Origin of the sequence: Okeania sp. SIO2F5 (assembly GCF_010692685.1) — a bacterium.
Lineage (GTDB): Bacteria > Cyanobacteriota > Cyanobacteriia > Cyanobacteriales > Microcoleaceae > Okeania > Okeania hirsuta.
Genome location: NZ_JAAHGU010000028.1, coordinates 40,737 through 65,451, shown reverse-complemented (window position 1 = coordinate 65,451; position 24,715 = coordinate 40,737). Strand labels below are relative to the sequence as shown.

General features: G+C 39.6%; 9 protein-coding genes. 1 reads left to right on the top strand and 8 read right to left on the bottom strand.

Annotated features, from left to right (window positions below):
- Positions 1-405: transposase (locus F6K27_RS12520; RefSeq protein ID WP_287300873.1), on the bottom strand; the 405-nt coding region annotated here is incomplete at its 3' end.
- A gap of 805 nt (positions 406-1,210) precedes the next feature.
- Here F6K27_RS12520 and F6K27_RS12515 point away from each other — a divergent pair.
- A complete protein-coding gene (locus tag F6K27_RS12515) occupies positions 1,211-2,125 on the top strand; it encodes an SGNH/GDSL hydrolase family protein (RefSeq protein WP_205127897.1) in 915 nt (304 codons plus the stop codon).
- 143 nt (positions 2,126-2,268) lie between these two features.
- On the opposite strand, the gene F6K27_RS12510 is transcribed toward F6K27_RS12515, so the two are convergent.
- The 7 genes from F6K27_RS12510 to F6K27_RS12480 all read right to left on the bottom strand — a co-directional run bounded on the left by F6K27_RS12510 (position 2,269) and on the right by F6K27_RS12480 (position 24,709).
- A complete protein-coding gene (locus F6K27_RS12510; RefSeq protein WP_287300872.1) occupies positions 2,269-3,537 on the bottom strand; it encodes an alcohol acetyltransferase in 1,269 nt (422 codons plus the stop codon).
- Positions 3,538-4,018: 481 nt separating this feature from the next.
- A complete protein-coding gene (locus F6K27_RS12505) occupies positions 4,019-5,512 on the bottom strand; it encodes a cytochrome P450 (RefSeq protein ID WP_353735978.1) in 1,494 nt (497 codons plus the stop codon).
- Between the two features lie 98 nt (positions 5,513-5,610).
- On the bottom strand, positions 5,611-6,966 hold the full coding sequence (locus F6K27_RS12500; RefSeq protein ID WP_124155962.1) for a cytochrome P450: 1,356 nt from the start codon (positions 6,964-6,966) through the stop codon (positions 5,611-5,613).
- Between the two features lie 105 nt (positions 6,967-7,071).
- Positions 7,072-7,581 (bottom strand): lipocalin-like domain-containing protein, encoded by a 510-nt coding sequence (locus F6K27_RS12495; RefSeq protein WP_287241590.1) that lies wholly within the window; start codon positions 7,579-7,581, stop codon positions 7,072-7,074.
- A 258-nt stretch (positions 7,582-7,839) separates the two neighbouring features.
- Complete coding sequence (locus F6K27_RS12490) at positions 7,840-15,573, bottom strand: type I polyketide synthase (RefSeq protein ID WP_287276176.1); 7,734 nt, start codon at positions 15,571-15,573, stop codon at positions 7,840-7,842.
- A gap of 47 nt (positions 15,574-15,620) precedes the next feature.
- Complete coding sequence (locus F6K27_RS12485) at positions 15,621-23,954, bottom strand: type I polyketide synthase (RefSeq protein ID WP_287276174.1); 8,334 nt, start codon at positions 23,952-23,954, stop codon at positions 15,621-15,623.
- On the bottom strand, positions 23,942-24,709 hold the full coding sequence (locus tag F6K27_RS12480) for an enoyl-CoA hydratase/isomerase (protein ID WP_287276172.1): 768 nt from the start codon (positions 24,707-24,709) through the stop codon (positions 23,942-23,944). Before F6K27_RS12480 ends, F6K27_RS12485 begins: the two co-directional genes overlap by 13 nt.
- Between the last annotated feature and the right edge of the window lie 6 nt (positions 24,710-24,715).

The window sequence follows — 24,715 nt, the reverse complement described above, 5'->3', positions numbered from 1 at the left end:
TTTATTTGACCAAAATCCTTGAGATTTATTTTCTTTAATAGTTGATATCTGTTTGTTGTACCAACGATTCATTGATTTGAGATGTTTCCCATCCACAATTAAGCTAGTACCGACATTAGATACACAGGTCAACCAATTATCGACACCATGGTCAATTCCTAATACACTGTCTTGGTTCAATTGAGGTTTAACTACTACTTCTTTTTCATAGATAAATTCCCAATAAAAGCATTTATTTCTCGGTAATATTCTCAGTTCTTTGAGAGTAGAAAATCCTAGATTACTAGGCATTGGTATTAAAAAGCAATCCAAACCAAACCAGCGTTTACAGGTATTGCCTAATGGTACTCTAATTTGATTACCTTTGAGTTTGAGTGCTTGCTTGGGGTAACTAACTGTAGCCATTCCCCCTTTTTTTCTATAGTTAGGAATACTTGGTCTATCTGAGATTTTTCCTTCACTATAGGTTTTTATTAGACCATAGTTAAGACCTAAATGATTCAGCTACGGTTCTTAAGATTTGTTGTGCTGCTTGAGAGTATAGAACTTTATAGTGATTGTTCTTTTTGTATACCTTTTCTAAATCATACTTGCCAATGCCTTTTTGAGATTTAAAATATAGTTGCCTGGCATAATATATTCCCATGTTAGTTAGCTTGTGAGACTGTTCACATAAGAATGTTAAGATAGCAATTAATTCAGGATTTTTATTTACTAAAACTTGCTGACAATAGTACATTTGAAACGGGCGGAACAAAAACTTATTGTCGATCATAGTAACAGAGGAAAACTTTAGTTGTCTAGTCCAAACAGCTACCCTGTTTTCATCTCCTGGGTTCAAACACGGGGGCTTTCAACGTGGGTTTCAGTATAATAAAATACATCGGATTAAAATCCGACGACTCGCCTTTCATCCATCGCTTAAAAGACGATGGCTTTCATCCTCCCGTGTTATTTAGGTAATTTGGCTGAGGGTGCGATTTTAGCACCCTCGCTTTTAGCTAACTTGTCACCACTTGAGCCAATGAACATTCTCTGGAAAAATCCTAGGAAACACGTTGCCAAGTAATGCAAAAGGTATTCCCTACAGATGATACAGTTAGTACAAGTATATCTTCTGAAATGTCAAAAGTTTGTAGAGGACAAAAAAATTCTTATGTTTAAACGACTTAGCTTCAATGTACTGACAATCACGATTGTTAGTATGATTATGTTAATGGGCATTGTAGTCAAAACTCCTGATGCTTATGCTGCTAAATTTGGCTCAGTTTCCCACATTTACGCCTTCGGAGATAGCTATTCAGATAACGGGGCATCATTTGAAATTTCGACTCAGGCTGTTGATGCAGGTGTGCCTGGTTCATTTATCTTGCCAGCTGACCCAGCTTTAGGAATTTATGATTCTGAAGGACGCGCGACCAATGGTCTCACAACTGTCGAAGTGTTGTCTCAGAATCTCCAAGTTGGTTTAACCGATTATGCAGTTGTGGGTGCCAAGAGCGGCAATGGAAACTATAATGCTTGGTTAGATGATTTCCAAGATACGGGAGCCTTTGGCCAAATTGAGCAATTCACCGCAGAGCTATCGGGTCAAGTTGCTGATAGAAATGCTTTGTACTTTATCTTTATCTCCGCCAATGATCTTTTGGAATATGTTGACTTTGACTTGCCTGGAACTGTTGAAGAACTATCAGTCCAAACTGTGAATAATATTGGACAGAGCCTATCCAATTTAGCAGCATTGGGTGCCAATAAGTTTATGGTTGTTAATTCTTCTGATATTGGTATTGTACCTCATATCATAGAATTTGATAATACTGATGAAGCAGTTCTATTTACAAAGTTGGTTAACGAGCTTCTGCCCCAGAAACTAGAGATGCTTACTGAAGAATTAGGTGCTGAAATTGTACTGTACGATCATATTGCAATTAGCGATCAAATCCGTTCCAAGCCAGACCAATATACTTTGACTAACTTAAACTATCCTTGTCAACCTACATCTCCAATTGAGCCTGCCTGTTCATTACCTGATGAGTACTATTTTTGGGATGAAATTCATCCTACTGCTCGTGTGCATCAAATTATTGGGGAAGATATGGCAATCTTCGTTAAGAACCAGCAATGAGTACCCGAGCCATCCACTGTTATTGGTTCATGAAATATCCATTTTTGTACCGTTTCGGCAAGTCCTAAGTATTTATAATCAGGATTGTGATTTAATTAATAAATTAGAGGCATATGTATAAGTCAATTTTAACTTCTCTAGCGTTATATTTTTCCCTTGCTAGCATCATCTAGATAGGACAGAGCGTTATCTACAAGAGCCTCCATTGTTTCCTGGCTAAGTAAAGGCACAGAAAAGGGGAAATGCAAAAACATTTTCCCCTCAAAGGTTGCAACAGAAGCAAAAAAACACCCTCTAAGTGTAGGCTGTGAGGCAACGACACTTATTTCTGAGAGTTCAAATTTACTGTAAGCTTTGGGAATGTTTACTCTACCAATATTAGAGACTGCCACTGTTAGATTGGGTTGACTAGGGCTAGACAGAAGAACCTCAGTAAACTTCCTCATAAGCAACATCTCAATGAATATACCATTGTCCTTTAAACCAACTTTTAGCTGCTGGATCACATCCCGAGCTAATTCCCAAAAGGATGTACTTGTGCTTAAAGTGTGAAATGAATCTACACCACAAGCCAATATCCCCATGTGTTCATTGCCGACTACTGGTTTCAAGTATTTGCGTATATTAACAATACTCCGACAAGACATTGGCGTTTTCTGGTCTGGCCTGATTTTTCTCGCTGCGGCAAACATCATTGCTGCGCATAAAGCACCTTGTACTGTTGTCTTTTCTTGGCGACAACGATTAACCAACTTTTGAGTAAAGTTGGCATCTAAGTTTCTATAAACATTACCAGAACGTAGTGAATCAAGAGGTACAGACTTTTTAATCCCCAATTTTTTGGGTCGGTGCCAAAGCAGTTTGAACTGAAGTCGCAGCAAATACAAAAGGATATTGATATTACGCCTAAACCCTTTGGTTGATGGGGGAAGTAATTCATTTATAGATGGAAGCGCTGGTAAGCTAGACACTGGAACGAGTCGCTCGCCAGAGGCAATTTTCGAGCAGTAGCTCAAGATCTCTGAATATAACTGAATGCTTGATAAACCATCCGAGATGGCGTGATCTATTGTGATAATCAGATGGCTAGTACTGTTTTCACTAAAATCCTGTTCTTGAATAAGTACACCTCGCAACAACACTTCACTACTCTCAATTTTGGTGTTTGATTCTTCTAGAACTATTTCTTGCCATTGTTCCTCATGGTACTTATCCACAACTCGCAAAGGAATTTTTTTTGCACCAGTTTCAAAACGAAGGTTATCCAAATCACCAACGATCCGAGAATTAAGCCGAGGGTGACGCTCTTGAATAAGATCCAGCGCCTGTCTGACAATTTCTTCACTCAGGGTTCCCAATATGCACCCGCTCACCACCACATTATTTGATGCATTAGTAATGCGATTGAGCATTTCCAAGGCTTGCTCTGGTTCACAGAGTTTTCTATTATCAATCATCAATAAACACCTACACAAAATTAATTACATATTCTGTTTGGGATGATTTGGAGTGTGCCAAAAGTTATTTGTAGCATTAATCAATGATGCCGACTAATATACAATTAATATGATCTCCGTTAGTATGGTTTGTGTAAAAGTTTAGGGAAATATCTGCGGTCATATAAGGTTTTTCCTTATCTTAAAGCTTCTTTCTTCTTCCTTGCATTCTCTATATAATACCAATGCTAACAGATATGATATAATTGATTAACTTTGTCTCACTATCCCAAAACTCACGAGATAGAAAATTTCAAGCTGTTATGACTTCTATATAACCCATTTGGCACCTTTACTCAGGATTAGATTTTTGAGTCATGGAGTTCTAGTGGGAAGAAAAAATTAAAAATACTCCCCACCCTTACAATGTATAAAAAAATAAATACGCTTAGGGGTTCTATAAAGTAGCAGCCAGAGGTTTTGCTTGACACGATCGCTGACCTTTCATGATCATTTTCACACCTCCAGTCGGCAAGAGAGTGATACCTCGAACCTTAGGTTTAACAGGTCTGCGATCGGCCAGTTCTAGTTTATATTTTGATAGAATAGTTGCCAAGACCAACTTCATTTCATATATGGCAAAGGCGTCGCCAATACACATACGAGTCCCACCGCCAAAAGGCAGAAACTCATAGCTAGAGTATTTACGTTCTAAAAAGCGCTCTGGCTTAAACTGTTTCGGTTCGGGATATAAATCCTCCCGCTGGTGAGTGATATAAACACAGGGAATCAAGACTTTTCCAGGGGGCAAACAATAGCCCAATAGTTCTACAGGCTCTTGCACAATCCGTGCAAACAAAGTTATTAGTGAGGGACACATGCGCAGGGTTTCATTACAGACCGCAGTCAAATAAGGTAATTTAACAATGCTCGTCGGTTCGGGGTCTTCCTCTAAAGTATCCAGTTCTGCCAATAGCTTTTCGGTAACTTCCGGCAGATGATGAATCCAGTACAGCGCCCAAGCCATTGCTGTTGCGGTGGTGTCTTGACCTGCGCTCACTAAAGTCCTTAGCTGATCCCTTAATTCGACATCACTCAGGGGTTTACCTTCTTCATCCCGAGCTGCTATTAATAGGGAGAGGATATCTGTGCGACTAGGATCTGGTGAGGAGCGCCGTTCTCTGATTTCCGAGTAGATAATTTCATCAACTTGCTGCATTTGGCGACAAAAGTATCCCCAGGGACTCAACGGACCAAGATCCTTTTGCATTATGGGTAAAATTATTGAGAGGGCATTTAAAGGAGAATTAAACATCTCCGATATGTTCTTCAAAGCTTGCTTGAGGGTTTCTACTCGTTCTTCTTTCTCAATGCCAAAGACCGCCTCTAAGATTACTTCTCGGGATATATCTTGCATGGCGCTACCAGCAGTAAATCCTTGACCAATTGTCAATTCATCCATCGCCAAAGATGCATGGTTGCAGATTAGTTTACCGTAGAAGCGCATGCGAGCGCCATGAAAGGGAGGCATCACCATCCGGCGCATACGCTGGTGGCGACGTCCTGACACAGTTGTCAGTCCAGTGTCTCCAAAAAAAGGACGTGTAATCGTGTTCAGATCTCCGGGGGCTGTAAACCGCTTACGATCCGTAAAAATCTGCTGCAATGCTTGGGGGTGACTGACGAACAGGGGAGACTCCCCCAAACCATGAGCAAGAGTCAAACCAACACAATCTGCTGGAAAAATATCCCGATATGGCTGTCGGGCAGCTGTTTCCATATAGCCTATGGGATCGGCTAATGAATGGAGTTGCTGCAAAAACTTGGGACTTTTAGGACCCTGTGGCAGTTTTGTCATAGTTTTACTTCCTTTATTAAGAAATATGTTATTAATTGTTACTACTGAAACACAATTTTGGCAATGTCTTGCTTTGAGCCTATCGCTTATCACATCTTATTTTAGGGTATTTAGGATACTATAGTAAGTATGGCAGGATCGATCTATCGTTTTGTGGGAGTCTCTATACTAGAGACAGACTGAAGTGTTCCTTAGGCCAATCGCTCACCTTTCATTATCATTTTCACTCCCCCAGCAGGGGTGATATTAGTACCTCGGCGCTCGGGTTTAACGGGTTTCTGTTCGGCCAGTTCTAGTTTATATTTTGATAGAATAGTTGCCAAAACCAACTTCATTTCATACATGCCAAAGGCATCGCCAATACAGCGACGGCTTCCACCACCAAAAGGCAGAAACTCATAGCTAGAGTATTTACGTTCTAAAAAGCGCTCGGGCTTAAACTGCTTCGGTTCGGGATATAAATCCTCACGGTGGTGAGTGAGATAAACACAGACAATCAACACTTTTCCAGGGGGTAAAGAATAGCCCAATAGTTCAACTGGCTCTTGCACTTGCCGTGGTAACAAAGTCATTGCTATGGGATAAATGCGCAGTGCTTCATTGCAAACAGCAGTCAAATAAGGCAATTTAACAATGCTCATTGGATCGGAGTTTTCCTCCAAAGTATCCATTTCCGCCAATAGCTTTTCCCTAACTTCCGGCAGATGATGAATCCAGTACAGTCCCCAAGTCATTGCCGTTGTTACAGTTTCAGTCCCGGCAGTTAGTAGATGCATTAATTGATCCCTTAACTCGACATCACTCATGGGCTGACCTGTTTCATCTCGGGCTGATATCAATAGGGAGAGGATATCTTTGCGACTGGGGTCTGGTGAAGAGCGTCGTTCTCTAATTTCAGCATAGATAATTTCGTCAACTTGCTGCCTTTGGCGACAAAAGTATCCCCAGGAACTCAAAGGACCAATATCCTTTCGCAGTATCGGGAAAAACATCCAGGTGTAATTTAAGGGAGAATCAAAAATCTCCGATAGATTCTTCACACCTTGCCTGAGAAGTTCAGCTCGTTCTCCTCGATCAAGGCCAAATATAGCATCTAAGATTACTCGTCGGGAAATCTCTCGCATGGAGGTATAAGCCGAAAACCTTTGACCAATTTTCAATTGGCCGAGTGCCAAAGATGCATGGTTACAGATTAGTTGACTGTAGAAGAGCATGCGATCGTTATGAAAGGAAGGCATCACCATCTGACGCCGACGCCGATGCCTACTTCCTGATAGAGTTATCATTGAGTAATCCCCTAGAAAAGGAGTCAAAATCTTGTTGAGTTCTCCAGGAGCTGTAAAACTCTTCGGATCTGTAAAAATCTGCTGCAATGCTTGGGGGTGACTAACGAACAAGGGAGACTCGCCCAAACCAACTGGCTCTGCCTGGAAAATATCCCGATACGGCTGTCGAGCAGCTGCTTCCATATAACCTATGGGATCGCCTAACCAATGAAGTTGCTGCAAAAGTTTGGGAGTTTTGGGACCGTCTGGCAGTTTTTTCATCGTTTTGCTTCCTTTACAAGAAATATGTTAATTGTTACTATCTAATATTTATTAGAGTCTTTCTCCTAAGAAGAAAGACTCAATTTCCTTGTCACCCAGTTCTTCTTAGGAAACACGTTGCCAACTAGCGATAACGCTATTATCCTTATTATCCCCATATAGTCTAGTTATTACAAGTGTATCTTCTGAAATCTCAAAAGCCATTTCTAGGTCTGTACCAATAAAATCTGGAACTAGACTAACTTCAATATGGTAAATAAGTTTATTATCTCTAATTTCATATTTACAAATATAACTAGCATACTTGTTCCCTGCCTGAATATATCTAACAGTTGCTCTGAGATATTTAAATAAATTTGTTATTTTTGCTTTTCCACCATACGCCATATTAAATATTTCTTGTATAGGTAATCCCAAACCCAGGCGATTTCTCATTATAATTGAGGATGATATATATCCATCCTGAGTATATATGGTGTAGCCTATAGGATTTTGGCCGTAGGGATAACTAACTTTTTGTTGGTTATCTACAGATTTCACTTCGACAAGTTTCCATGTTCCGACAAAAGCATCTTTGGAGACTATACTATCTGTCATTTCTGTTCCTTGTGTCATTTTTATTCCCTAATTATTGGTTTTTTTTAGAGTATGCCTATTATGCACATTTAGTTGAATACTTGCTCATATTATATCATATAGCAATTGTGAAAATTCAAAAACAATCTACATTTTTACCAATGGATAATGGATAATTGATAATTAATCAATTCGGCTTTATTGTCTCTCCTTTTAAGGAGAAAACCAGAGGTAATTATCCATTATTCATTATCCATTATCAATTAATGAAGAAGTAGCTTTTTTTCTAAGTTAGCTTTAAGAAGGTAAGTTTATAAAGCCACTTTTGTTCAAATAAGAAAGCATTTTTTCTAGGTATTCTTTGTCTATAGAGCTAAAGGCAATTTCACTGCCCATCAACCCATTCTTAGTATTGCGGTCGTCAATAGTAACTCCTGAAAGAATGTCTGACTCTTTTTCTGTCAATTTGCCAGTTCCAGCCTGCACTCCAAAAAAGTAAGGATACACTGAGTTTTCGGGATGATTTGATAAGGCTATCTGCCAATCACTCGATGAAACTCTTTTCACAGAAGGAACTAAAGAACAAATAAAATCAAATACATTGTTCCAAGATGTGGATTTCGGATTAACTAAATTAAATGTTTTGTCCAAAGATGCCTCTTGCTGAGACAAGTGAACAACTGCTTTAGTTGTTTCATTGATAGGAACCCAGTTCTCTAATTTACCTTCTAAAATTGGCACCATTCCCAATTCAATACAACCCATAACATAGCGACAAACTATATCATCAATCCTACTAGCACCACTGTTAGCATCTGCTGTTATCGTCGTTAAGCGATATATAGAAGTAGGAATTCCTAAATCCCTCGCTGCCGCTACTAACTTTTCCGCTACCCATTTACTTTGGAAGTAACCATTTGTCAAATTATTAGCTTCATCACTTAAAGGTTCAGATTCAAGAATGGCTGTACCCTGCTCTTTAGTGGATGATAATAAAACTATATAAGTAGACATAAAATGCACGGGTTTGACATAAGTTTGACCAGCCAATCTTAAAACTTCTTGAGTTCCTATAACATTAGTTGGTTTGAGTATACTGTAAGGGTAAAGATGATTAGTCCAAGCTCCACTATGATAAATAACATCAATCTGGTTGGCAAGGAAGTCAAACTCTTCTGTTGGTAATCCGAACAATTTACTAGATAAATCTCCCACTACAGGAATAACTCTAGAGCCAAATTTCTCCTCATCCCAAAGCCAATAAGATTCTAGTTTATCTTTGAGTTTCTGTTTAGCTGAATCAATATCATTAGCCCGAATTAGACAGTATATATTTGCTGAAGTTGTTTGCAATAACTCATCAAGCAAATAAGTTCCAATAAAACCTGTCGCTCCTGTTAAGAAAATATTCTGAGGTTCCACAATATTCTGCTTAACTGTAGTACTAATAACAATTGTCGGGTCTACAATTACTTCAGCTTTAAAATCAATTTCTTCACCAGATAAGTTATTACTTTCTTTATCTGAGCTATCTGTTACAGAAAATTCTAGAGGAATGACATCAGGTAAATACTCTATCAAGGCCTTAAGAGTAGGATAGTCAAATAACAATGTAGAAATCAAATTTGTCTCTAAACTTGACTCCAATCTATTTTTCAACTCCACTGTCATCAAAGAATCTAATCCTAAATCAATAAAAGGTTCCTGCATTCCTATCTTTTGTGGGTCTGACCACCCTAAAGTTTTAGCTACCAAAGAGCGAACGTGATTAGTTAATAACTCCTGACGTTCTGAAATCGATGCAGATTCTAATTGTTCTCTAAATGCCGATTTTTTACTTGATGATGACTCAGTGGAAATCAAATTCTCAATAAATATTGTCTTTTGATCCCGTGGTAGTGCCTTAAGGAATTTTGACCAATTAACGGGCAATACTGCTACTTGACTCTCTGAGTCAGATAACAATGACTCCAATGCCTGCATTCCCCTGTCTGTTTCTATGAGAGTCACCCCACTACTCTCCAGTCGTTTTTGATTCACAGTATCTAAACGAGCTGTCATCCCTACAGATCCCCAACCTCCCCAGTTGATACTCAATCCTGGTAATCCCAGACCTCGACGATAGTGAACTAAGGCATCCATGAAAGAATTAGCTGCAGAATAATTGGCTTGGCCGGGAGCGCCTAGAATAGCAGCCATGGAGGAAAAACAAACAAAGAAATCTAAGGGTAAATCTTTAGTCAGTTGATGCAAATTCCAAGTTCCCTGCACCTTGGGAGCCATCACTTTAGTAAACCGCTGCCAAGTCAGATTTTGAACTAATCCGTCATCCAACACCCCTGCTGCATGAATCACCCCTTTCAGTGGAGGTAATGACGTTGATATTGTCTCTAAAGTTTGGGCGACATCCTCTTGACGGGAAATATCTCCTAATAACACACTCACAGAAGCTCCGGCTGTTTCTAAGTCCTCAATGACTTTTTGGGCGTTTTCATTAGGAGTGCGACGTCCGCTCAAAACTAGATGTTTTGCCCCCTGTGTTACCATCCATTTGGCTAATTCTAATCCTAATGCTCCTAATCCACCTGTAACCAAATAACTTCCTTCAGCTTGGATAGACTTAGAATCAATAGAAAGTTGTGGCATTTCTATGACTACCTTCCCTATATTTTTGGCTTGCTGCATATACTGGAAGGCTTCTGTAATTTGTGTACTAGAAAATACTTTGTGAGGTAAGGCAACAAGTTCTCCTTGGTTCCATTTGTGGGTTAATCCCTCTGACACCTGAACCATTGCCTCTGGTTGTTCGTGGGATACTTGTCCTAAATCAAAAGCGAAATAGCTGACATCTGGTCGTTTTTCTTTAACTTGCTGTGGCTCCCAAATCCCGATTTTGCCAATTTCCACAAATCTTCCTTGAGGAGATAATACTTCCAAATTTTTGGGAATGTAATCTCCATTGAGACTATTGAGGACTACATCAACTCCCTTTCCTTCAGTAATCTCCATGATTTGGTCAGCAAAATCTAGGGTGCGGGAGTTCATAATATGTTTGATTCCCAGGGATTTGAGAAATTCCCACTTAGGAGGACTAGCAGTAGCGAATACTTCTGCTCCCGCCTGTTGAGCTATTTGTACTGCGGCCTGCCCTACTCCTCCTGCTGCTGCATGAATTAATACTCGATCGCCAGGTTTAATTTTGGCTAACTGCTGCAATCCATAGTAAGCTGTGGAAAATGTCAGAGGTAAGGTTGCTGCTTCACTGAAACTCATTTGTTTCGGTTTAGCCATGAGATACTCAGCCTCAGCAGGAACAGTAATGAAACTACTGAAACCATCATGGAGCATATTTACTATTACTTCGTCCCCTACTTGCCACCGTGAGACTTCTGCTCCCACAGCAGAGATTGTGCCCGTACATTCCAAACCAAAGGTGAGTTGTTGGGCACTGGTAATGCCCAGGTGTTCGGCATAGTAGTCTTTGAGCAATCCTAAAGCATTGAGTACGTCTCGGAAGTTTAGTCCTACTGCTGCTACCTCAATTTCTACTTCGTTAACTTCAGGAACAGGACGCTGCATTGGCTGCCAGCCGAGGTTGTCTATCAGTCCGTATTCTGGCAGTTTTAATTGCACTGGTTGCCCAGGGGCACTCATTGTTTGTTGCTGTGGTTTTCGTCCTAATCTGGCCACATAACGATTTCCCTGACGTATCGCTATTTGGTCTTCGATATTTTCTGATAATAGTTCAGCTACTAAGGAGTCTAGGTTTTGCTCAATATTGGCTTCTGGATCGCAGTCGAAACGTTTACACTTTAGGTCTATGTGTTCTATGGCAACTATTCCGCCGAATCCCCATAAACTTCCATACTCAGGATTAATTACTTCCGAGTCTTTGTTAACACTCTGAGTTCCTTGCGTTACCAACCACAACTGTGGTGTTGTCTCGCTATTACTTTCGAGAATTGCGTGTACCAAATGCAGTGCAGACGCACAAATATTTTCTTGAATTTTATCTAATTCTAAGTTTTCTTTGTTTTCTGATTTCTGCACTCCCCAGAAATGTACAACTCCTGTAATTCCTGAATTTTCAGCCAGCAGTTGTTGAAATTCTTCCTCGTTATTGGGATTGATTTGATAGTGCTGTGGACTTAATTGCTTATATGTCTCTCCTGGCGATACTTGAATGCACTCTTGCTCTTTGTTTTGTAGTGCTTCTATTAGTTGAGTATCTTCTGCCAAGATTAACCATTTGCTGCTTGCTGTTGATGGGTTCGTTGGTGGTAACTCTTGAGCTTGCCAGTCAACTTTATAATACCAATGACTGATATCTGGCTGCATACTTTTCAAGAGTACATCGGCAGTGGTTGCCATTACCTTGAATCCTTCTAGCTTGGCTAATACCGTTCCCTGGTTATCTACTAAGAAAATGTTTGCTGTTAAGCTGTTTTCTTGTACTTGTCCTATCGCCCATACTTTACTTATTGTCCGACGATATACTCTCAATTTGTCTATCCCTAATGGCAGATAGGTTTGATCGTCTGTGTCTGATTGAGCTAGAGCATAACCTGTAATTTGTAGGGCTACATCTAATAGGGCTGGATGTAGCTGATAATCTGTTACGTTTTCGATTAATTCGTCCGGTAAAACTATTTCGCCTAGAACTTTGCCTTTACCTTTCCACAACTGTTTTAGTCCTTGGAAACAATTGCCGTAGTCTAAACCTAAAGACTTACATTTTTCATAATGTTCTTCTACCTCTATTACTTGAGTACAATCTTTTTGATATTGTTCTAAGTCTATGGTTTCTTTATCCTTGGCAATTGGCTCTGGGTAGATTTTTCCTTCACTGTGCAACCTCCATTCTAGAGTCTGTTGATTCTCAGATTCTGATGCACTAAATACCTCAAACTTATAAGTATTATCTTCTGAAGAACTAACTACCGTTTGTACTTTCTTGATTTCTGTTTCTGGTAAGATTAATCCTCGCGCTATCACCACATCAGATACTACTACTTGTTCTTGAGAGCTGAAGATATTTTTTCCTGCTGCCATTGCTAATTCTAGGTATCCCGTACCTGGAAATAGGACTTGCTCGAATACTTGGTGATCTTTGAGGTAGTCTGGAGATTTAGGGCTTAGGTATGATTGAAAACGATATTGCTCATCTATTCCTGCTAAGTCAACTTTTTCTCCTAGTAACGGGTGCAAATATTTTGACAAAGACAGTTTTTGTTGATAGCCATTGTTAATTTCTATCCAATATTTTTCTCTTTGGAATGGATAGGTAGGCAATAGCACTTTCTCTCGGTTATAGTCACGATCAAATCCTAACCAATCTACTTTGACTCCCTGTACGTATAACTGTCCTAAACTGGAAAGGAGCTGTTGCCATTCATCAACTCCTGGACGCAACGATGGCAACCATACACCTACTTCTGGTAAACATTGCCTTCCCATTCCCAACAAAATTGGTTTTGGTCCGATTTCTAAGAAAGTTTCGTAGCCTTGCTCGCTTAACTCTTTCATACCCTGGGCAAACTTTACTGGTTGCCGTACATGACTCACCCAATATTGAGCTGTAGTTATACTATTGTCTGCTTTGGTTCCCGTGAGATTTGATATAATTGATATCCTTGGTTGATTGTAGGTAATTTGATTCGCTACAGTTTCAAACTCTGCTAACATCGGTTCCATCAATGGTGAATGGAAAGCATGGGATACCTGTAGTTGTTTGGTTTTGATTCCGGCTGATTCGAGCTTAGTTGCGATCGCTCTTACTGATTCAGACTCCCCAGAAATTACTATGCTTTGGGGTCCATTCATAGCTGCTATGGCTACTTTTTCTTCCAGAGACATTGCCTTCAAAGTTTCCAGGACTTTCGACTCTGAAGTCATTACTGAAACCATCTCACCACCAGCAGGTAATTTCTGCATTAACCTTCCCCTAGTGGAAATTAGTTTCAAGCCATCTTCTAAACTAAATACTCCGGCTACAGTTGCTGCCACATATTCACCCACACTATGACCCATGACTACATCTGGTTTAATTCCCCAAGATTCCCACAGTTTAAATAGGGCATATTCTATAGCAAACAGCACTGGTTGGGTATACGCTGTTTGGTCTATCAAAGATGAACCAGAATTATCTGTAGCTTCAGAATAAAGAATATCTCGTAAAGACTTTTCCTGGAAAGTTTCCACACTACTCAGAATTTCTTCACATTGGTTAATCGCTTCACGGAAAGTGGGTGCTTGTTCATACAACTCCCTTCCCATGTTTGCATATTGGGAACCTTGCCCTGTAAAGAGGAAAGCGATTTTATTTCCGGTAGTATTGTTTGTCAGTTCTCCTGAGTAAATTCCGGTTACTTCTTCTCCTTCCTGGTTTTCTCGGAGTTTTTCTATTAATTCTTGTTGGTTGCGTGCAATAACTGCTAGTCTGTGGTGGAACTGGCCACGTCCTATATTAGCTGTATAGCAGATATCAGCTACCCCTAATTCGGGATGAATTGTTAGATAATTTTGATAACTATTGACTAACTCACTAAGAGCTGTTTCACTTTTAGCAGAAAGAGTCAAGATATGAACTGCACGTTCAGTTCCATCCTCAATTCTAAATTCTGAATTCTTAATTCTAAATTCTTCGGGAGCTTCTTCTAAGATTATATGAGCATTAGTTCCACTAAAACCAAAGGAACTTACGCCAGCGATGCGACTTTTGCCATTAGTTTCCCAAGGCGTAAGATTCGTCGATACTTGTACAGGTAATTGAGACCAATTAATATAAGGATTAGGCTCATTAAAATGCAGTGACGGTGCTATTTGTTGATGTTGCAATTGCAGGACTAATTTCATCAAACCTGCAACTCCTGCTGCTCCCTCGGTGTGACCAATATTAGTCTTGGCTGAACCAATAATTAAAGGCTGCTCTTGAGAATGGGTTTTGCCAAAAACTGTTCCTAAAGCTTCAGCTTCTATCGGATCTCCCAAGGAAGTTCCAGTTCCATGAGCTTCAATATAACTAATATCTGCTGCATCTATTCCTCCATTAGCCATAGCTTGACGGATAACAGCTACTTGAGAAGGACCATTAGGTACTGTCAAACCACTACTGGGGCCGTCTTGATTAATAGCACTGCCACGAATTACTGCCAGAATATTATCCTTATTGGCAACTGCATCACTGAGGCGCTTCAATACAATAATCCCACATCCGTCTCCACGGACATAACCGTTTGCTGAAGCATCAAAGGTTTTGCACTTACCATCTACCGATAACATACGACCTTGAGACAGAGCAACACTAAGCTCTGGAGATAGCAATAAATTCACCCCTCCTGCTAGAGCTAGATTACACTCTTTATTTCTTAAACTCGAACAGGCTAAATGAATACTTACTAATGAAGAAGAGCAGGATGTATCTACTACTAAATTAGGTCCGACTAGCCCCAGAGTATAGGAAATTCGCCCTGATGCTGTACTGTGGGAGTTACCTGAACTCATATAAGCATCAATTTTTTCTAGACCTTGACTGAATATACGAGAAGTATAGTCATTGGTACAAATACCAACAAATACACCCGTTTGACTTCCTTTAAGTTGTTGCGGATTATTTCCTGAATTCTCTAGAGCTTCCCAAGTGACTTCTAAGAGTAATCTATGTTGGGGGTCTAAATGAGTGGTTTCTTTAGGGGAAATACCAAAAAAATTGGCATCAAACTCTTGTACTCCATTGATAAATCCTCCATAACGACTGTACATTTTGCCTGGAGTTTCTGGATCAGGATCGTAATAATCATCAAGATGCCATCGCTCTTTTGGGACCTCAGCGATCGTATCTACTCCATTTTGTAAAACATCCCAGAAAGCTTGTGGAGTAGATGCACCTCCGGGAAAACGACAACTCATACCAACAATAGCTATTGGTTCTGTAGTTGCTGCTTGAAGTGCTTGAATTTTTGCAGTTGCTTGTTTGAGTTTTAGTAGTAAACGTTGCTCATTTGAGAGTTTTTCGGGTGAGTTAAGTTCCATCTTTATTCCTCCTATACTTTATGATTACAAATTTGATATTAACTAACTCATTCTAAAAGTCGATCTAATTCATCTATAGCGTCATCAACCGCCAGATCAATTTCATCTTCAGAAAGCTGATTAACTTCAGAAAATAGACTTTCTGAATACTCTAGCTCCAAGGAATCCTTCTCCAATCTTGCCTCTGGTGTTTCTGACTCAGAACCAGGACCCTCTGATGGCAGAAGTATTGTTTCTTCCAAGTAATCAGTTAGTGACTGAATATTAGGATAATCAAAAGCTAGAGAAGATGGCAGAGAACAATCTAAACTTATCTGCAACTTATTCCTCAACTCAACAGAAGTCAAAGAATCCATTCCTAGGTCAAAAAATCCTGTTTCTAATGAAATAGATTCAGGATTTTTAATTCCTGACACTAGAGCAAATTGACGTCGAACATGAGCCACTAATAACGAGCGACGCTCATTGGGTGCTGTTGCCTCCAATTTTGCCAGAAATTCTGACTTATATATTTCAGAAGTAGTTTGAGTTGTTTCCTGCCAATCTGCCAAGAAAGGCCATTGGGCTACTCTTTCCTGCCAAGCAGACCACTCAATTGGTAGCACCCCTACTTCTATATCTGAACCACTCATCAGTAGCTCTAGAGACTCTAGCGCCTGAGTTGGAGATATTGCTGCTATTCCCTGCTGCTGTAAACTAACACTTTCTCCACCTTGAGCAACAGTTCCCCAATGAATGCTCAATCCTGGCAATCCCATACCCCGACGATAATGAGCTAAACCATCTAGAAACCCATTAGCTACAGCATAATTTCCTTGATTTGGTGAACCCAACAGAGATGCAACTGAAGAAAACATTACAAAAAAGTCTAGCTGCTGATTTTGAGTCAATTGATGCAAATGCCAAGCACCTTTAACTTTTGATGCGATCGCTTCTTCAAAGTCAGACAAAACCCGATCTTGTAGCATTCCATCGGGCAATATTCCTGCGGAATGGATTACTCCTGCTAGCGGTATATTTGAGTCCTTAATGTTGTGTAGCACTCTAGCGATCGATTCCATATCGGACACATCAACTTTTTCAGCTACAACCGAAGCTCCAGCTTTTTCTAACTCAGTTATTGTTTGACTGTTAGTACCATCTGGCGAACAGTTTCCTAGCAACACCAGATGCTTGGCTCCTTTATCTACCATCCAACGAGCCACCAATAACCCTAAACTGCTAATACCTTCTGTAATTAAGTAGGTAGCATCCTCCCGGAAACGCAAAGACTTTTGAGTAGTAGTAGCATCAGCTTCTTGTGCTGTCACTGCTTGCTGATGATGACTAGCCACCAATCGAGCCACATAACGCTCATCCCCACGCCATGCTACCCGATCTTCCTTATCCTCCGCCCAAATTTCCTCGAATAGTTCCTCAGCTTGAGCCTCTATCGTCTCCTGTGAGTCTAAATCTATACACGCGCACTTGAGTTCGGGATGTTCTAGGCTAATTACTTTCCCCATACCCCACAATGAAGATTGGGCTACTCCTGGTATGACTGAATTATTTGACGGTACTGCTTGAGAACCATTCGTTACTAACCATAACCGGGGCGACTCAGATAACTTGGCTTTGACTAAAGCTTGTACCAAAGATAAGGTAGTACCACAGCCTAGCTTCGATAAATGTCCTAATTCCTCAGCGCTTATGTTTCTACCCACCCCTGCTTCGGTTGTCCAACATTGTACTACCCCCAGTAAGGATGGGGATTTGGTAGCTACAGTTTCTATCAGTTTCTCAAATTCTTCTGGATGATGAGGAGCGATCGTAAATTCTTCCGGGGCAAGCTGTTGATAGTTCTCTCCAGCAAATACTAATGTACAAGCATCTCCTGATGATCGCAGGTGACTAGCTAGCTGTTGAGCAACTCCCTGTTTATCTGCCAGTATCAACCAGCTCTTCTGTGTCGATGATGTTGAGTCTAAAGTTGTTGGAGGAGCTTGAGCAACGATAACTCCTTGTTGAGCAAACACTTCTGGCATCTCCTCAACTTCTGGGAGAGTAACGACTTGAGTAAAACCTGTTTCACTCAAAACCTGTTGCCACTGCTGACGACTCAAGAGAGGATAGTCCGCCCGCAATTCATCATCGCTGAATTTCCACCATCCTTCTAATAATCCAAAAATTAAATCCAAAAATCGAGAGCGAGTTGTTCTTTCATACAATACCAATGTTCCCCCTGGTGCTAACAGTTGTCGGACATGGGATAATGTCTGCTTTATACTGGTTGTAGCATAAAGAACATTGGCTGCAATAATTACATCATATTGATGAGATGCAAATCCTTGACTACTTGGCTCTACCTCTATATCTAAGGTTTGATAGTCTAGGAATTTATAATCCTGGAATTTCTGTTGAGCTTGTCTGGTAAGTATGCCATCAATATCGGTGAATATATATTCTGTTTTATTAGGATTTAGATGGGGCAGAATATAACTTGTAGTTTCTCCTGTTCCCGCTCCAATTTCCAACACCCGAATCCCTCTGCTAGGGGGTAAATCCTCAATAGTTTGAGCGATGGTTTTTTGTACTATCGTGTTCATCACCTTGGCTACAATTGAGTCTTGATAGACTTGGGTAGCTGCCGTCAAATCCCCTTTCGGAAACACCAGTTCTAGGGGATTTATTGCTCCTTTGAGGACTCCACGGAGTTGAGATGCACAACGGTTTAAGAGTGTTAATGCTGCTTCTGCTTCTGGATATTGATTCAGTAAACTCTGGCTTTGTTCGCTAGGGTTGACTTTTTCTAGGGTTTGTTGTACCTGCCATTGCTGTTGTTCGTACTTAAGTATTCCTACTTCTTCTAATATCTGTAGCAAACGCCCAAATAGTCGTCGCTGACTGGGAACTATTCCTAAACGTTGAACTACGGCTTCCAAGTCAAAGCTCTCTGTTGGCTTATAAGACCAATCCATTGATAGCAAAGCTTGCACTATATAATCTACGCTTAATTCTTCCAGGTTCCTTTCTATTTCTGAGGTCTGAGTATTATCTACCTGGCTTACTAATTCTTTAAAGCTAGGAGTTAATTTTTGGGAAACTTCTACGGGATCGAGCAAGAAAGCAGGTGGTAGCAATCTGCCCAAAAGACCTTTGGATATCCATTCTACTTCATACAACCAATTACTGATTTCTACTTCTGTTCCTAGTATAGTCTGTTGATTCGCCAGTTTGACTTGTAAACCTTCGACTGTGGCAATAATTTCTCCTTCTGGAGTCACTAGCGTCACTTGAGCGGTTAAACTTTTTTCACTTTCCACTACAGCGATCGCCGATGCGCAAGCATACAAGGAAAGCCCAGGACTACCATATATTTTGAACTGTTCTATCCCGACTGTCAGATAGGTTAGATCGCTGTCTACTTCTGGCAGTGCATGAACAATTATCTGCAAAGCTGCATCTAATAATGCGGGATGGAACTGATAATCAATTGTTTGTGCTATCAATTCTTGGGGTAATTTAATCTGAGCTAATGCTTGGTTTTCTCCATACCATAACTCGTAGATACCTTGGAAATTGCTGCCATAATCAATCCCTAATTTCTGACATTGTTGATAATGTTGTTCAACTTCTATTGATTGACTACACTCAGCTTTATATTTTTCTAAATCTACTTTAGTAGGAGTTGTATCTGTTTGAGCAGTTCGGATTTTTCCTGTAGCATGGAGTTTCCATTTCTGTTCCTCTTGATTTTGTTGTTGAGAAAATATTTGGAATTGGTAGCTTTGATTGTCTAGTGGAGTCAGAATGGTTTGGGCATTTGTTAATTCTCCTGGTGGTAGTGTCCATCCCTTACTGATGCTTAAATCTTCTATTACTATTTGGGGTGTTTTTAATTGGCGATTTCCTGCTGCCATTGCTATTTCTAGGTAGCCTGTTGCCGGAAATAATGCTCGATCAAATATTCGATAGTGACTCAAATAGTTGGGTGAATTTTCCCCTATTTGTGATGCAAATATTTGTTGTTCGCTGGCACAATTTAATTTTTGACCTAGTAGTGGATGGAAGTTTTGGCTTTTGGTAAACTGTTGTTGAGGCAAGAAGTTGAAGTTATTGTTGGTTTCTATCCAACATCTTTCTCGTTCAAATGGATAAGTTGGCAAGACGACTTTCTGACGACTATAGTCTGAGTCAAATCCTAACCAATCTATTTTTACTCCTTTCACATACAATTGTCCCAGGCTTGATAGCATTTGTTCCCATTCATCTACTCCCGGGCGCAATGATGGCAACCATTCTCCTACATCTTCTGTTACACATCGTCTGCCCATGCCCAACAATATTGGTTTTGGTCCGATTTCCAGGAAGGTTTGATATCCTTGCTCTTCTAGAGTTTTCATACTCTGGGCAAATTTTACTGGTTGCAGAACATGATCTACCCAATATTGAGCAGTAGTTATTTCTGTACCTACTTCAGTACCAGTGACATTTGATATTATTGGTATTTGCGGTTTATTATAGGTAATTTCTTTGGCTACTGCTGCAAATTCTGTTAACATTGGTTCCATCAATGGGGAATGGAAAGCATGGGATACTTGTAGTTTTTTAGTCTTCACTTTCGCTGCTTCCAATTCACTACAAATCTTAGCGATCGCTCCACTCTCTCCTGAAATTACTATACTTTTCGGCCCGTTAAATGCTGCTATTGTTACTTGGGTTTTATATTCTTTGATAGCTGCTGTTACTTCTGATTCTGATGCCATTACCGATACCATCTCACCACCGGATGGTAACTTTTGCATCAACTTGCCCCGCATTGCTATTAGTTTCAAACCATCTTCCAGACTCAATACTCCTGCTACTGTTGCTGCTACATATTCTCCAACACTGTGCCCCATCACTACATTTGGCCTGACTCCCCATGATTCCCATAATTTAAAGAGAGCATATTCCAGGGAAAATAGAGCTGGCTGAGTATAAGCTGTTCGATCGAATAAATCGGCAGTTGACTTTTGTGTATCTTGAGGATAAATAACTTCTAATAGAGGTACTTCCAGATAGGGTTGTAAAATTTGGTCGCATTCGTCTAAAGCTTGACGGAAAGTGGGTGCTTGTTCATACAGTTGCCTTCCCATATTTGTATACTGGGAACCTTGGCCTGTAAATAGGAATGCTATTTTCTGACTTTGCTTATTTGTTTCGCCCGAAAATACTCCTACTAATTCTGACTGAGTTTTCCACTCTAGCAGTTTCTCTATTAATTCTTGAGGTTCGGATGCGATCGCTCCTAGTCGATGATTAAAATGGGTTCTACCTGTAGCAGCTGTATAACATATATCATGTAGGGAGGTTTCGCGAAACGTCTCTACATTAGTTTCTAAATAACTTTGATAACTACTGACTAAATCTTTTAGAGAATTTTCTGTTTTCGCCGATAAAGTTAACAAATGCAGAGAACGTTCTAAATATTCTTCACTTCTGACTTTTGACTTCTGACTTCTGACTTCACTAGGAGCTTCTTCTATAACAATATGAGCATTAGTACCGCTAAAACCAAAAGAACTAACTGCGGCTTTCCTTGGTTCTCCTGCTGAAACTTCCCAATCTTTTAATTCTGTATTAACATAAAAAGGGCTATTTTCAAAGTCAATATGTGGGTTTGGTTGCTCAAAATGTAACGACGGTACTAATTTTTGGTTTTTGAGACACAAAATCGTCTTGATCAAACCAGAAACCCCAGCAGCAGTTGAGGCATGGCCAATATTACTTTTGACCGAGCCGATCGCACAAAAATGCTTCTTCTTCGTCCACTTAGAAAAGGCTTCTGTTAAAGCTTCTACTTCTATTGGATCTCCCAGAGGTGTTGCCGTACCATGAGCTTCTACATAACTAATAGTTTCTGGATTAATGCCAAACTTCTGATAAACTGCTGCTTCTAAACTAGCTTGAGATTGACTGCTAGGGGCACTAATTCCGTTAGTATTACCATCATAATTTACCCCCGTTCCTTTGATAACTCCATAAATAAGATCGTTGTCTTGAACTGCTTGACTATAGCTTTTTAACAAGATAACGCCACAACCTTCGCTCCAAGTTGTACCTGACGCTGAAGCATCAAAAGTTTTACAACGTCCATCAGGGGATATCATTTGAAACTGACTTGAGGCTATTTGGAAGTCTGCTGTTGCACAAATAGAAATACCTCCAGCGATCGCCATTTCGCTTTCCCCTCTCTGTATACTTTCACAAGCTTGATGAATAGCGACTAATGAGGACGAACAAGAGGTATCAATAGTTGCTACTGGCCCTTTCAAGTCAAGGAAGTAGGCAATTCTTGCTGGTACAAGAGACAGAATATTTCCTGTTAGTACAAACCGATGAGTCTCTAATCCAGCAATTGATAATAACTTGAGATAATCACCCGTTGACGCTCCCACAAATACTCCACACTTTTCACCTTTAAGAGAATCAGTAGCATATCCAGCATCCTCTATAGCATGGTAAGCTTCTTCTAAAAATATTCTTTGTTGAGGCTCGACAAACTGAGCTTCTTCGGGAGAAATTTTAAAAAATAAGGGGTCAAATTTATCAATTTCCTCTAAAAAACCAGCGCACTTTGAATAGGCAGTACCTGGATTCTCTGGATCTGGATTATACCAATTCTTTTCTTCCCATCTTCCAGGAGGTGGATCTGTTACACTATCAACTCCATTCTTTAAATTTTCCCAAAATTCTTGCCAGTTATTTGCTCCTGGATATCGACATGAGATTCCAATAATTGCTATATCTGTGTTCGCTATATCATTGTTACCAGAGTTAAGCCCTTCACTAACATCTGTTTTAATTTCTGGTGCTACTTCTAATAATAAATTTTCTGCTGCGTCTAATGAGATTTTTCCTGAGCTTAACAATGATAACAATTCTTCTGAATTATCAGGATTTACCGATTTATTTTCATAGTTATCTATTTTTTTTTGAGTTGTCGTTTTAGCTGGCGATTTTCCCTCATCCAAACCTAACAGAATTGATTCTACATTCTCCAAGGAAATATCACCTGATTGTAACTGATTTAATAATTTTTCTGTATGATCTTCTGGTTTGACTACTTCTAATTCTAATAATAAATTTTCTGCTGCTTCTAAAGATATTTCTCCTGAGCTTACTAAAGATAATAATTCCTCAGATAATAACTCATCATAATTATCCGAATTAATTAATTGATTTTCATCATTATTTTTTGGTTTTCCCTCATCCAAACCTAACAGAATTGACTCAGCATTCTCCAAAGAAACTTCACCTGACTGTAACTGATTTAGTAATTTTTCTGTCTGATCTTCTGGTTCTCCTGCTTCTAATTCTAATAATAAATTTTCTGCTGCTTCTAAAGATATTTCTCCAGCACTTACCAAAGATAATAATTCTTCAGATAATAACTCATCATAATTTTCAGGAGCGATCGCTTTGACATCCTGAACTGTTTCTGGTATTTTTTCTTCAGTCATTCCTAGGAGTAGCGCTTCTGCATTTTCTAAGGAAAGATTACCCGATTGTAATTGAGATAAAATATTTTCTTCTTCTGTTAACTGACTCTGCTGTTTATTGCCTCCACCTACTGCAAAACTTGATTCTATCAAGCTTTTAACCTCAGGTTGATTAAAGGTTATTTCTTGCATCTCTACTTCTTTAGGAAGTACTTCTTGCATTTTTTTTCTAATGTCTGAAATTAAGTATTTCTTTAAAGTAACTAGAGACAACCTGGGTTTTTCTGCTATTTCATTAGCAATTTTTCTGGCAAACTTTAGCACTTCCTTTCTCGGTAAAACTGGAAAAGGAACTCCCCGCTTTTCTAATTCTTTCCCACGATAATTGCGGGCGGTGTACACCATTTCTTGTCCTAGTTCTAACCCAAGCTTTTTCAGTAATATAAATATTGCTCCAGCTCCAGGAATAAAACCATATTTCAGAAAGTTACTGGCATAAAAACTTTCTTGACTTAGCACCAGTAAATCTGCATATAAACCGATAGCAAAACCACCTCCTAATGCGTGCCCTTCTATCGCAGCAATAACAGGTATCGGACAATTTAGTGCCAAAGTTAATAGCTCAGTAATTTTCTCAATAGAAAAGTTATCTTCTGTTTGAACAGTTGACATTAACTGTTCGCCACTAATACCCGTGCCGAAGTAATTATTAGTTCCTGCCAATATAACTACTTTATAGTTCTTATTCTCTCTAACTGCTTGAAAACATTGAAATAATCCTGTCACCATTTCCTGGGAAAAATTATTTCTGTTCTCCTCATCATTCATAGTGATTTGAACAACACCATTTCCCAACTCCACCAGTTGTGCCTTAGAATTACCCTTAACTGAGTCCTGATTAAAATTTAACTTTGCCATGGAAACACCCCCTCTTGTATAAATAGTCTAATTTTTTCGCGAACAGCAGGTTTGACCATCATACTACAAGACGTATTTACAACTAAATCTTGAGTTTCTTCTTGAATAATCCATAATTTATTCATCAAGTCTTTTAACTCTTTGACTCCGGATGATTCTAAATATCTCAAACGTCGAATATATTGATTAATTGACTTATTAGTATCCTCATTATATTCATCAACTAACCCCCAGTTATAAGCCTCTGATGCTGAAATTGGTTGAGTTGTTAGTGATAAACGTTGGGCTTTTTGGAACCCTACTCGACGAATCAAAAATGGCAACACACAAGCAGGTAACAAACCAAATAAGAGTTCAGATAAAACGAAGGTAGCAGTTTGATCCGCCACAACTAGATCGCTAGCTGCTACCAAACCCACACCTCCTGCTTGCACCCTCCCACGGACTCTTGATAAAATCACTTTGCTACTTTGATACATCTGTTTCAAGATGTTGTAGTAACTGTGCATATTCTGTTTTGGATCAAGTTCCCTTCCATCTGCTACTTCTTGAAAATCCATCCCTGTACAAAACACATCAGGTAGTCCTTCTAGAATAACTACTTTAACTGTTTCCTCTGCTTCAGCAGCTTGTAAAGCTAATAATAACTCTTGAGCCAGATCCGGATTAATGCTATTGTTAGCTTCAGGTCGATATATCTGAATTCTTTGTACAGCAGACTGATAATTAATTTTTAGGGTTTTATAGTAATCCATAGCTAT

What these genes read in the sequence shown, in the direction of transcription:
- F6K27_RS12515 (WP_205127897.1), top strand. Translation starts at nt 1,211, where the DNA reads ATGTTAATGGGCATTGTAGTCAAAACTCCTGATGCTTATGCTGCTAAA.
- F6K27_RS12510 (WP_287300872.1), bottom strand. Translation starts at nt 3,537, where the DNA reads ATGCTCAATCGCATTACTAATGCATCAAATAATGTGGTGGTGAGCGGG.
- F6K27_RS12500 (WP_124155962.1), bottom strand. Translation starts at nt 6,966, where the DNA reads ATGAAAAAACTGCCAGACGGTCCCAAAACTCCCAAACTTTTGCAGCAA.
- F6K27_RS12495 (WP_287241590.1), bottom strand. Translation starts at nt 7,581, where the DNA reads ATGACACAAGGAACAGAAATGACAGATAGTATAGTCTCCAAAGATGCT.
- F6K27_RS12490 (WP_287276176.1), bottom strand. Translation starts at nt 15,573, where the DNA reads ATGGAACTTAACTCACCCGAAAAACTCTCAAATGAGCAACGTTTACTA.
- F6K27_RS12485 (WP_287276174.1), bottom strand. Translation starts at nt 23,954, where the DNA reads ATGGCAAAGTTAAATTTTAATCAGGACTCAGTTAAGGGTAATTCTAAG.
- F6K27_RS12480 (WP_287276172.1), bottom strand. Translation starts at nt 24,709, where the DNA reads ATGGATTACTATAAAACCCTAAAAATTAATTATCAGTCTGCTGTACAA.